A 13,157-nucleotide genomic window follows, 5' to 3' on the forward strand; every position below is an offset into this window, starting at 1 on the left:
ATATGAAATTCAAGATAGTAACTTGTTTGGTTTTATTATTTATTTTTTCCTGCAAAGAGGAGATAAAGGTAGAAGTTTCCTCCCCGTCAGTTGCATCAAATACTTATACAAATCCCATTTTTTCAGGAGATTATCCAGACCCGAGTATACTTCGTGATGGCGACGATTTTTATATGGTGCATTCTTCATTTGAATATTATCCGGGACTTTTAATCTGGCATTCAACAGATTTAATTAACTGGGAACCGGTAACGCATGCTTTAACCGAATATGTAGGGTCGGTATGGGCTCCAGATTTGGTGAAATATGAGAATAAATATTTTATTTATTTTCCTGCAAGTAATACCAATTATGTTATAACAGCCGATAATATTGCTGGTCCTTGGAGTGCACCAATAGAATTAAAAGTTTCAATGATAGATCCGGGGCATATTACCGATGATAAGGGTAACCGATATTTGTATTTTAGTAGTGGAAGTTATGTGCCGTTATCAAAAGATGGGCTCTCAGTAGTCGGAGATGTAAAGCATGTGTATGATGGATGGGAAATACCACGGGAGTGGTCTATTGAATGCTTTTGTATGGAAGGCCCAAAATTATTCAAACGTGGCGATTATTATTACTTAACCGTCGCCGAAGGAGGAACTGCGGGTCCGGCAACAGGACACATGGTGATTTCAGCACGTTCCAAGTCTCCTTTGGGACCTTGGGAAAACTCACCGCAAAATCCAATTTTAAGAACCACATCTAAAAATGAAAAATGGTGGTCTGTCGGGCATGGAACAGTATTTAATGATAGCCAGGATAACTGGTATATGGTGTTTCATGGTTATGAAAATGAATTTTATAATAAAGGAAGACAAACCATGCTTGTACCAATTACTTGGCCAGAAGATGGTTGGTACAAAATACCGGATGAAATAGATTTGGAAAGCCCTATTAAAATGCCCCCATTAAAAAATAATATTGAAAAATTGTTCGATTTAAACGATGATTTTTCAGGGGAAACATTAAAATCGCAATGGACGTTTTATAAAGGTTTCAATTCTGACAGATTTCATTTAATCGATGAAAGTTTAATAGTGAAAGCTATGGGGAACAACGTGGCAAATACTTCACCTTTATTAACTATTCCGTTAGATCATAGTTATATAGTTGATGTTGAAATGGAACTAAGTAATGAGGCTGTTGGTGGTTTGATTCTGTTTTATAACGAACGTGCATTTTCTGGTATTTTGGCAGATTCTATTAATATTTTGGCCAATCTAAGAGGATGGCAATTTGTAACCGAATCGAATGTTATCAATAATCACGTGTTTTTACGATTGAAAAATACGTCGAATACCGTTGATATGTTTTATAGTTTAGATGGGGAAATCTGGAATAAAATAGAAAATTCATTTGAAGCGGGATCCTATAACCATAATGTGCTCAGCGGGTTTTTAAGTTTACGTATTGGTTTGGTGTCAATGGGCGATGGTGAAGTAAAATTTAAAAACTTTAAATACCAGTCTATAACTCATGAGGAATAGTATTTTTTTAGTTTTTGTATTCATTTGTTCAATTGGGCTTAATGCTCAAACAAAACATGTGTTTTTTCAAAAGGAAGATTTAATGTCGATAGGCATTTATTATTATCCTGAACATTGGAATAAGAGCGAATGGGAACGTGATATTAAGAATATATCGGAGTTAGGTTTCGAGTTTATACATTTAGCAGAATTTGCCTGGATTAATTTAGAACCACAGGAAGGTGTGTATACTTTTGGTTGGTTAGATGAGGTCATTGCCTTAGCCGAAAAATATCATTTAAAAGTTATTTTAGGAACACCAACTGCGATAGCTCCGGTATGGATGGGGATAAAATATCCCGAGATTTATGCTATGGGGGCAAATTATTTACGCGCCGAACATGGAACACGAGCTCAGCAATCGTTAAGTAATCCAATTTGGAGAGCGTTTTCAGAAAAGATAATCACAAAATTAGGCGAACGATATGGACATAATTTAACGGTAATCGGTTGGCAATTAGATAATGAACCTGAAGCAAAGGAAGATTATAGTCCGTCTTCTCAGGATGCTTTTCGTAAATGGCTTGAAAAGAAATACCAATCCATTGAAGCTTTAAATAAAGCCTGGGGCACGCAATTCTGGAGTCAGACCTATAGTGATTTTAATCAAGTACAAATTCATAATGCCAGTCATGTAGGGTGGTGGGGAACAAATCCTCACGCTTTGTTGGATTTTAAACGTTTTTCAGCAGATACTCAGGCTGATTTTTTAGATTTTCAAGCTGATATTTTAAGACCATTAATTTCAACAAATCAGTATATCACTACCAATTATACAGCTACAACTTATGGCGCAGACCCGCGCCGAACTAAAAAGCTGGATTTTAATGCGTTTACCAGCTACCCGAATAAAGGCCAGGCTAATATTGGAGATTTAGGTTTTAGATTAGGAGACCCCAAGGAACTGTCTTTTGCCTTGAGCTTTTTTAAACAACAAAATACTATTTCCGGGGTTATGGAGTTACAACCAGGCTTTGTGAATTGGGGGCAAATTAATCCGTTGTTACAACCTGGAGCGTTACGTATGTGGTTGTATCATTGTTTTGGCGGTGACCTATCTTTTGCTTGTTCCTATCGTTATCGTCAAATAAATTATGGAGCAGAGCAGTATCATAGTGGAATTACCACCTTAGATGGGGTGAGTTTGTCGCAGGGCGGAAAGGAATATAAGCAGGTTATTCAGGAAATGAAATTATTGAAAAAAGCTTATAATCCATCGGCTAAAATGCCTGAAGCATTAAAGAAAAGAAAAACGGCTATGCTCTGGAGTTTCGATAACCGCTGGAGTTTAGATAGACAAGCACAAACCAGTCAATGGCATACTTTAGGCTTTTTTCAGAAGTATTTAGAAATAGTTAAATCCTTCGGTGCACCTGCTGATATACTTTATGAAAATGACGATTTAAGTGATTATACCCTTGTTATAGCTCCTGCTTTTGAATTGGTAGATGATGAAATTATTGAGAAATGGACTAACTACGTAAAGCAAGGAGGTAATTTAGTACTAACTACCAGAACAGGGGTTAAAGATAAAAACGGACATTTATTTCAATCGGGTTACGGGGCAAAAATGTATCCGTTAATAGATGCTGAAATAGAATATTTCGATCATTTATTACCAAATATGAAGGGTACAATTAATGCTAATGGTGAAACATATTTCTGGAATAATTGGGCGGACTTAATTGCTGCAAACCATTCAGGAAATGTGCTGGCAACTTATACCAATCAGTTTTATGCAGGTAAAGCAGCAGTTGTTTCGAATAGTATTGGTAAAGGCACAGTAACCTATATTGGTGTAGATACAGATGATGCTAAGCTGGAAAAGGACATTCTACAATCGGTTTATCAAAAGGCTGGCGCTTCTATTGAAAATTATCCGGAAGGTATTTATGTACAATGGCGAGATGGTTTTTGGGTAGCGGTAAATTATTCTTCTGAAGATTATAAGTTAACAATACCTGCAAATTCAGAAATAATTATGGGAACAACAATTTTAAAACCTGGAGGTGTAACGGTTTGGAAAGAAAAATAAAATGAAAAAAATAATAGTCACATTAGGTCTCATAATATTTATATGGGGCTGTAAGGAAAAGGCAACCAAAGTCGAAATCACTAATAATAAATACGAAGCAGACTGGGGGTCTTTATCTAATTACAAGGAAGCTTCCGAGTGGTTTAAAGATGCTAAATTTGGTATTTATGCCCATTGGGGTGTTATGTCGGTGCCGGCTTACGCCAACGACTGGTATGCCCGAAATATGCATATTGAAGGGAGTAATGAGTATAAGCACCATGTAGAAACTTATGGCAAACCTTCTGAGTTTGGATATCACGATTTTGTGCCCATGTTTAAAGCCGAGAATTTTGATGCCGAGGCCTGGGCAGACTTGTTTAAAAAGTCGGGAGCAAAGTTTGCGGGTCTGGTTGCAGAACATCACGATGGTTGGTCTAACTGGGGGAGTAAAATAAATCCATGGAATGCAGTTGATATGGGGCCAAAACGCGACGTGTATGGCGAATTGGCTAAGGCTATTCATGAGCGCGACATGAAACTGGTGGCTTCTTTTCATATGGCCAGAAATCTTCAGATATTTAAAGAGCAACCACAAAAATGGTTAAATGATACCTCTTATTTTCCGTATAATCCTAAAATGCCAACATCTTCAGAAGATCCTTTATTCGCTAAAATGTACGGCAATATTTCAAAAGATAAATTCAGTGAAGATTGGCTGGGTCAGTTAAAAGAAGTTATTGATAAGTATAGTCCGGATTTAATTTATTTTGATAGCCAGACACAAAAAATTCCAGAGTCTTATAAAAAAGAATTTGCCGCTTATTATTTTAATGATGCCGACAAGAAAAATAAAGAAGTAGTATTTACACATAAAGAGGGAGAGTTCCCGAAATCTGTGAGTTTAGAGGATTTTGAAAAAGGAAGAATGAACCGAATCACCGAAGAATTTTGGCTAACAGACGAAACAGTATCGTTGGGAAGTTGGAGCTATACAGAGAATTTAGCTTTAAAAACAACAGCCGAGATTATTCATGTATTAGTTGATGTGGTTAGTAAAAATGGCGCTTTAATGCTTAACGTTTCCCCAAAAGCCAATGGAATTATTCCTGAAAATCAGCAAAACATTCTATTAGAAATAGGCGAGTGGTTAAATGTTAATGGTGAGGCTATTTATAAAACGCGTCCCTGGCAGGTTTTTGGCGAAGGTCCAACCAAGCAGGAGAAATCAGGCATGTTTTTAGATAAAATTACTTATACGGCGCAAGATGTGCGTTATACTAAAAAAGGAAATACTATTTATGCGATTGTTTTAGGTTGGCCAGGGGAGGATGTGCCTGTAACTTTAAATTCTTTTACAAGCGACGTATTAGGTAAACAAGTGCCAAATGTAGATAAGCTTTCTATTTTGGGTTACCAGAAAGATGTCGTGTTTAATCAGGATGACACCGGACTGCATTTTAAAACACCCCGTGAAATAATTGATAATCGCTCATTTGTTGTGAAAATTGAAACGAAATAAAACCATGAAAACTATTTTATCATTTTTAATTCTATGTTTAAGCATCACTGTGAGTGCGCAGGTTAAATTACCAAAATTGTTCTCAGATGGCATGGTGATGCAACGTAATAAACCTATACCGGTATGGGGGTGGGCTAAACCTCATGAGCCTATAAAGGTAGTTTTTAAAAATCAGGTCTTAAAAACAAAAGCAGATAGGGACGGGAATTGGAGCGTAGTTTTAAAAGACCAGGAAGCGGGAGGTCCTTTTAAAATGATTATAAAAGGTAAAAACCAGATCGAGTTAACAGATATTTTAATTGGAGAAGTCTGGATTTGTAGCGGGCAATCTAATATGGAGTGGCCGGTAAGTCAGGCCGATAATTTTTATGCAGAACAAAACGATAGTAATTTCCCGGAAATCAGGCAGTTTTTGGTAGAAAAGGCTATGAGTGGGCAACCAAAAAAAACTTTAACAGGCGGTAATTGGCAAACATGTAATAAAAATACGGTAGGCGACTTTACCGCAGTAGGTTACTTTTTCGCAAAACAATTAAATAAAAAATTAAAAATTCCAATCGGGATTATTAATACGTCATGGGGCGGTACCTGTGTTGAAACCTGGACAAGTAAAGAGGCTTTTCAGGGAAGTCCAGAGTTTAAAAATATGATTTCACAAATGCCTGACGTCGATATTGACGAACTTCAGGAGCAACAAAAAAGTGAGGTTTACAGCCGTATAGAACAGGTTCAAGGAAATATAATTAATGCATCTAATCAAAGGGAATACAAAAATATAAGTTTTAATGATTCTAATTGGCCGGAAATGTATGCCCCAAAATTATGGGAACTACAGGAATTAGGTGATGTAGATGGTGTTGTCTGGATGCGTAAATCTTTCAATATTTCTAAGGAGGATGCTGGTAAACCCGCCGTATTGGAATTAGCCAAAATAGACGATCAGGATACTACATATATTAATGGGGAACAAGTAGGAACTACCAAGCGCTATGATGAGAATCGTGTGTATAAAATTAAAGAGCATATATTAAAAGAAGGTCTAAATGTTATTTCTATTAAAATATTCGATTATGCAGGTGGTGGTGGAATATGGGGAGAAGCTTCAGATTTAAAATTGAATTTAGGTCAAACAGAAATTCCACTCTCAGGGAGTTGGAAATATCTGGTAACCGATGTAAAAAGTTCTGTGTCGCCTAATTCATATCCATCCTTGTTATTTAATGCCATGGTTAATCCATTAATACCTTTTGCTTGTCAAGGCGTACTTTGGTATCAGGGAGAAGCTAATGTTAATCGCGCAGCACAATACAAAAAGGCATTTCCTTTAATGATTGCAGATTGGCGTAAACATTGGAATATGGGTGATTTGCCATTTTATTTTGTCCAATTATCGACTTTTGATGAATTTGGAGGTAATAGCAATGCGGGAAGTAAATGGGCGGAGTTAAGAGAGGCTCAAAATTATACAAAAGATCATGTTACAAATACCGATATGGCTGTAACTATAGATATAGGAAATCCTAAAGATATACATCCTACAAATAAACAAGAGGTAGGGAAGCGACTGGCTGCGATGGCATTAAACGATATTTATCAAGAAAAAATAGTAAGCCGTGGTCCTGCATTTAAGTCTATGGAAATTGATAACAACAAGGCAATCCTGACATTTAATAATATAGGAACAGGATTAAAAACCTCAGACAAATATGGGTGTTTAAAAGGTTTTGAAATAGCAGGTGCAGATCAGGTTTTTCATTATGCACAAGCATATATTGAAGGAGATAAAGTAATTGTACATTCAAAAGACGTTACAAATCCACAGGCTGTTCGCTACGGATGGGCAGATGATGCCGGAGATTGTAATTTGTATAATAAAGAAGGTTTTCCTGCTATACCATTTAGAACTGATAATTGGAAGACTTTGACTTTTAATGAAATTTATGGATTTTAGTATTAAAGTTAATTTATTAATAGTAGTAATTATCGCCCAAACTTTGTAATTGGTTAATAATTTTTTGTAATTTCAGAGTTCCAAAATGATTAATCATGCGTTTTCATACTCTCTAATTTACTTGTTTCAGGATTGCGATATGAAAAATAGATATACCGAAACTTATTCAAACTTCTGTTGGCCTTGTAGATTTCTAGGTTTGAAATAGGGGTTTCTAACTCAAATTGTGTTCACTTTTCAAATCAAATGCAAGAAATTCATTTAAATCAAGCATGAAAAAATAGCTAAAAATAAACTAAATAATTGATTGTAAGTTAAATATGATTTATATCAAGAGCAGGACACAATCCCTAAACCTCCGGGTTATGAACTCAACTATCGTGTTCACTAAAACACATTTATTGGTGTTCACAGAGCCTAATTACTTATAATCGTGTTCACAAACGTGTTCAGGTTTGTGTTAAATTTTTAATATTTTAATTAAAGCAATTTAATTAAAATATTTTAAAACTAGTTATAAATTAAAAACCTACTAAAACATAATGTTTTAGTAGGTTTTTAATTATCTACGATGATTTTGTTATTCTACTATAAGTTTTTTAGTAAGAATACTAATGTCAGTTTTAATTTTTAACAGATATAATCCAGAACTTAAATCTAACTTTATTTCATTTGAGGATATCAACCCTTTCTTTACAATTTGACCGTTTGTACTGTAAATGGCATATTCCGAATTTTTAAGATTTTCAGGGACTTTTATAAAGTCTGTTGCTGGATTTGGATACACTTGAACAATTTCTCTCTGTGTTTTTTTAGAGGACAGGGTTGTTGTGTCTAAACTGTACAATTCGTTACCTGTTGTTCCGTCACTTCCCTCAAAATAAATAACATTATTTAGAACCGCTAAATCATCTATACTTCCAATAGTTGAATCTAATCTTGTAGTCGTGGTACCATCTGTTCTGAATAAATATTTTACTGAATTATCAGAAACTTTACCAGCATAATACAAATAATCGCCATTTGCAGCATAGTCTGATGGATCGTGGTTGTCTCCACCAGTAACAGTACTACTGCTTAAGTTACTTACGTTGGTTAAAACACCATTACTTGGATTATAACTCCATAATTGGTCTTCTGACGTTCCGTTGTCGCCTTCAAAAAACAAAAGTCCCTTCCAAGCATACAAACTTGTAATTCCTGCTAATGCAGATGCTTCTGTAACAGCCATAGTCCCGGATTCAGTACCATCGGTTTTCCACAAGGAATCCAACGCTTCAAAGTATAATTCATCGCCCAAGACAGTAAAATTACTAATGCTTGCATCAGAGGCATCTCCCGTTACATTCTTAATAAGACTAAAGGTCTCTGAAACAGGATTGTACTCATAAAGTTCTCTTCCAATAGTAGCTTCATCTTCAGAATAGTCCATATAGCAAATAATTTTATCTTTAAATGTGGTTATTGTTGCTCCTAAAATTGAAGCTGTTCCAGTGCCTGAATTTGGCACAATATTAGCGTTTGAACCATCAAATTCATATAATTTATTTGAATCGGTGGTTCGAACAAAATAGACTTTGCCGTTTAATTCGGTTTGATTAAAAATAAATGGAAATGATGTTTGAGTAGTACCTGTATCAGTCCCATCTGTTGTAAAAAGTACATTTCCTGATCCTGTATTCGCTGAAAAATAAAGAGTGTTATTTAATTCGAAAAAGAAATTTGGAGTGGAACTATCGGAACCTGACCTTAAATCTTTAACAAAAGAGGTTCCGCCTCCGGTCCCATCACTTATCCAAAGTTCTTTGCCTAAATCGGCTCCACCTGGCGAATTGGAGCCACTAGAATCGTCTGCTGCAAAATATATTTTATTATTAAACACTGTTAAACTTGATGGGAATGATCCTGAAGAGCCACTGTCATTAATATTTTTTACTTCAGAAATTTGACCTACGGTAATTATAGGCAATAGTAGTACTAAACAAAGTAATTGTTTTTTCATAAGTTGAGAGTTTATATTTGTTAATTAATTATTTATTTATTCAGGAAGTTCTGGAATTAAAATTCTTCCTCTTGAAGAACTTAAAGTTTCCAGAAAAGCGACTAAGGCATCTATTTCTGTTTTATTCAAATCTAATTTTTTAAGTATTGGTGATATTTCGGGAATTAAAGTGTCTCTAGCTGTTCCCAAAAACTTTTTTTGTATTGGTGCCGGATTACCTAAATTGTATAATTCGACAACATCTAGTAAGCTAGGAAAATGACCGTGATGCATCCAAGGCCCCGTTCTTGACACTTCACGAAGTGTTGGTGTTCTGAATTTACCAATGTCGTCAACATTATTCGTAACATTGTATCGACCAAAATCTTCAAACTTGGTTCCGAACAAAGTTTGCCCGTCGTTATGAAATTTGTTATCGCTAAAATATGGTGTGTTATGGCAGTTAATACAACGCGCTTTGGTTCTAAATACATGAAGTCCTAAAACCTCTTGGTTATTTAATTTTGTAGAGTCGCCTTCAACAAATTTATCGAATCGGGTTTTGTAACTTGTTATTGTTCTTTCGAAAGTTGCAATCGCCTTTTGGATCCGTTTAAGAGAAATAGAATCGTTGCCAAAAGCTGCTTCAAATAACGGTTTGTAACCTTTAATTTCTGCAATTTTATCAACGGCTATATTAAGTTCTTCATTCATTTCTACCGGATCCTTTATAGGAAATCTTGCTTGATCTTCAAGACTGATTGCACGACCATCCCAAAAAAGACTATGTGCAAAACCGGCGTTTAAAATAGTCATGGAGTTTCTTGCTCCTGTTTGACGATTATGACCAAATGAACGAGTAGAATTATCTGTCCAAGCCAACTCCGGATTGTGGCATGAAGCACATGCAATCTGTCCACTAACCGATAATCTCGGGTCGAAAAACAAAATTTTACCTAGTTTTTCCTTTTCTTTTGAATACGGGTTGTCTTTAGGGAATTTCACTTTTCCTAAAGCGCCAATATCTTCAAATTCAGCTTTGTTAATTGTGCTATCTAAATTAGGTTTAGGCCATTTTGATATATCTCCACTCGAATAAGCAGTTTTAAGCTGGGTGATATCAATATAATTTTCATCTTTCGATATATTATTACAAGATGTAACTAGAACAAAGACTATTATTAGTAATGTGATGTTTGTTTTCATTGGGTTATAATGAATATTCTTTTAAACAATTGGTTGTTGTCAAATCTTCAGGATCTGGATAGCTTCGGTTATTATATAATCGATATTCGGCTGTCACGGTTCCTCCTAAAACTTCTTCGTTTGTTAGATGTAATTGAAACTTTATTTCGAAAAGACCTGTAGCGATTTCTTCATAAGTACCTTCACCTGAAATTGCAAATACATGACTGGTATCATTATTTCCTCCAATTGTTATATACTGAGGAATTACAAGTACAGTCCCTTGGGTTTTATTTGTTCCATTCTCAGGAAAAAATTCTAAAGCTGGGCTAATATTAAATCCTGGCGAATTTGCAGCAGATGTGGATTCATTTGAAAACCATCTTTTTATATTAAATGAGTTAGTTGTAGAGGTAGCTATGGTGCTGTTAAAACCAATTTTAAATGCATCATGGTAAATATCGTCTGATGTGTCAATAGTACCTAAATCGTCATAAAGAATCGCATTTGCATCATTCACATCCACAATTACCGGATAGGTAAACGCGTTAAAACTTGACCACTGACAAATGCCATCATCATTAAAATCATTCCAGGTTTCACCGTAAGTTCTGTAATACTGGTCTGCAAGATTATAGAAACTAGCCGCCGGATTGGTATTAATATCCCTTTCAGACTTTATAGGTTTAACGATTTGTAAAACAGAATTTCCTGTGGGCACATAGCCATTATATTCCTGTAAGCTAATAACCGTTTGATAATATACATCATCGTTATTGATAGCTTCATTTAAAGTTATTGTAAATGTTATGCTATTTGCATCTTTAGAGGTTCTATTAATTGTATAATCAAAACCATTTAAGAAACTAAAAATTTCCGATTCATCGATATCATCATTAAAATACCCTAAAGGGAAATTCACTTTTACCTCAATCTCATCAGAAGGGTCTCCCGAAATTTCAATTCTATTGGTATTAAAGGCGTATTGAAATGAGGGTTTGTTGAAATTTACAACTAGCTCATCATTCGGTTGTAAACTATTAGGAATACCTATTTGAATATCCGAATTACTTACCTCCGACAAACCAAGTTTTAATTGTGGGATTTGCGAAAAATCCCAACGTTTATTAATGGTTACATAAATGGTGTCTACCAATTTTGTTGGTGAAAACCTAAGTGTCTGTTCAGGTTGAATTGTTAAATCTATATCACCATCAATAGAAGTGGTAAAAGTTGCCGTTGTGTTTTCGGTAATCTCAGTAGCTGTTAGAGCCACCGGGATTTTTAAGGTTTTTATATCTTCCTTATTAAATTCTGATACTGCCGAAAGTGACCCATTACTACTAGGGTATTCTAAGGCATTATTATTGGAATCTACCAATAGAAAAAAACGTATAAACTGCTCATCATCACCATTTAGCAGTTTACTGGATTCATCGCTACTACAAGCGAATAACAATGAAACACCTAGTATGCTGTATAATATTTTAATAGCCTTCATTTTGTGTAATATTTTCATTTAAATCTGTACTTGAAGATGGAATAGGTAAAATGTATTTGTTAGATGGATAGCTTAATCCGCATACTGTACTAATACAACCAAAATTTCGGTTAACATCCTTTTTAAAACGAGCCAAATCGAATAGCAAATGCCCTTCGAAGGCCAGTTCTTTACGACGTTCTGTAAAAATATCGTCAAGTAAAGTTGTCGTATCTGTTAAAGTTGGAATATTAGCGCGTTCTCTAATAATATTTAAATCTGTTAATGCATCATCCAACAGGTTTTGTCTGGCATTAGCTTCTGATCTAATAAGGTACATTTCTGAAAGTCTTATAAAGGTTGTACCAGCATTATCCTGAAATTTTTTAGTGAAATAATAAGATTCATCTGTTGTAATGTTATTTACACTAGTTGGTAAACTTACCTCTAAAAACATATTTTTTCTGATATCTTCGGTATCATAAAGGTTTACTAAATCTCCTGAAGCCACATATCTTCCATAGTTGGTATTAGAGTTATAGATAAAATGAGCTGAAATACTAGAAGAAACCTGACCTTCGGTTGTTCTTGGCGCAGAGAATTCGAGTATTACTTCATTAACAGGGGTCTCGTCTGCTTCCCATTCTGTAATGTAATTTTCCTTAGTTGTTAACGAAACTCCAGAGGTTTCTATAACAGCATCAGACATAGAGAAAGCCGTTTCAAAATCGTTCATTTGCAAAGCGATACGTGCATACAAAGCTTTGGTAGCATTTGAATTAAAATAAGAATATACCGGACCAGTTAACGACTGGTTTTCTGTATACAAATCAAGTGCTTCATTTAAATCTGATTTTATGTAATTATAAGTTTCAGACATGGTTAATCTTGACGGAAAGTCTTCTCCAATGGTCAGAGGAGCCGTGTTATAAACAATTCCTAAGTGGGACGCATCGCTTGTGAAATTATAATTTTGAGCATAATGAATGCAAATTTGATAATGAGCAAAGGCTCTGGTGGTTAGCAATTCTGCTTCCAACTCATGGCGCTCATCGTTGGTTAAAAATGTAAAATCTGACAAATAAAACAACAGTATATTTGTCTGATTAATAATATCATAAAATGTGGCATAATATTCTGAGTAATTTGATTCATCTTCTAAATCTGAAAAATTATAACTGTTTTCTATTACCGATGGAATTTCAACAAGATTTGTAACAGTACTTGGTGTAAAAGTTATGTTACCTCCTTGCACATCTGCATAAATCACATGACGTGAAGACATTATATCTTCAATGTCTTTATAAATTCCATTTAAAGCTGCTAATACACCATTTTTATTGGATAGTTGCTCCTCTATTGATATTTGTTCTCCTGGTACCTGATCCAGGAAATCACTACAAGTAAAAAGTGTTGTACTTATAAACAGGATATATATGATTTTCTTTTTCAT

Annotated in this window: 8 protein-coding genes; 4 read left to right on the forward strand and 4 right to left on the reverse strand. The window is 34.9% G+C overall.

The features are described 5' to 3' along the window. The first annotated feature begins 2 nt into the window (after window positions 1-2). From R1X58_RS12180 to R1X58_RS12195, 4 genes are read left to right on the forward strand one after another with little or no spacing between them, the layout of a single operon-like run. The gene (locus R1X58_RS12180; protein ID WP_240573021.1) at window positions 3-1,532 is read left to right on the forward strand and encodes a family 43 glycosylhydrolase; all 1,530 of its coding nucleotides are present in this window, start codon (window positions 3-5) and stop codon (window positions 1,530-1,532) included. Then, complete coding sequence (locus tag R1X58_RS12185) at window positions 1,522-3,606, forward strand: beta-galactosidase (protein WP_317292978.1); 2,085 nt, start codon at window positions 1,522-1,524, stop codon at window positions 3,604-3,606. Before R1X58_RS12180 ends, R1X58_RS12185 begins: the two co-directional genes overlap by 11 nt. A 1-nt stretch (window position 3,607) precedes the next feature. Continuing rightward, window positions 3,608-5,107: an alpha-L-fucosidase gene (locus R1X58_RS12190; protein ID WP_240573024.1), complete on the forward strand. Its 1,500-nt coding sequence runs from the start codon at window positions 3,608-3,610 to the stop codon at window positions 5,105-5,107. Window positions 5,108-5,111: 4 nt separating this feature from the next. After that, window positions 5,112-7,058 (forward strand): sialate O-acetylesterase, encoded by a 1,947-nt coding sequence (locus tag R1X58_RS12195; protein WP_240573025.1) that lies wholly within the window; start codon window positions 5,112-5,114, stop codon window positions 7,056-7,058. A 580-nt stretch (window positions 7,059-7,638) separates the two neighbouring features. Here R1X58_RS12195 and R1X58_RS12200 read toward each other — a convergent pair. From R1X58_RS12200 to R1X58_RS12215, 4 genes are read right to left on the reverse strand one after another with little or no spacing between them, the layout of a single operon-like run. Then, a complete protein-coding gene (locus R1X58_RS12200) occupies window positions 7,639-9,060 on the reverse strand; it encodes a T9SS type A sorting domain-containing protein (RefSeq protein ID WP_240573027.1) in 1,422 nt (473 codons plus the stop codon). A 36-nt stretch (window positions 9,061-9,096) separates the two neighbouring features. Next, window positions 9,097-10,245, reverse strand: coding sequence for a cytochrome-c peroxidase (locus R1X58_RS12205; RefSeq protein ID WP_240573029.1), 1,149 nt, complete (start codon window positions 10,243-10,245; stop codon window positions 9,097-9,099). Window positions 10,246-10,249: 4 nt separating this feature from the next. Then, complete coding sequence (locus tag R1X58_RS12210; RefSeq protein WP_317292979.1) at window positions 10,250-11,725, reverse strand: hypothetical protein; 1,476 nt, start codon at window positions 11,723-11,725, stop codon at window positions 10,250-10,252. Continuing rightward, on the reverse strand, window positions 11,712-13,157 hold the full coding sequence (locus R1X58_RS12215) for a RagB/SusD family nutrient uptake outer membrane protein (RefSeq protein WP_240573032.1): 1,446 nt from the start codon (window positions 13,155-13,157) through the stop codon (window positions 11,712-11,714). The genes R1X58_RS12210 and R1X58_RS12215 overlap by 14 nt, the downstream gene beginning before the upstream one ends.

The organism is Aestuariibaculum lutulentum (assembly GCF_032926325.1).
Taxonomy (GTDB): Bacteria; Bacteroidota; Bacteroidia; order Flavobacteriales; family Flavobacteriaceae; genus Aestuariibaculum; species Aestuariibaculum lutulentum.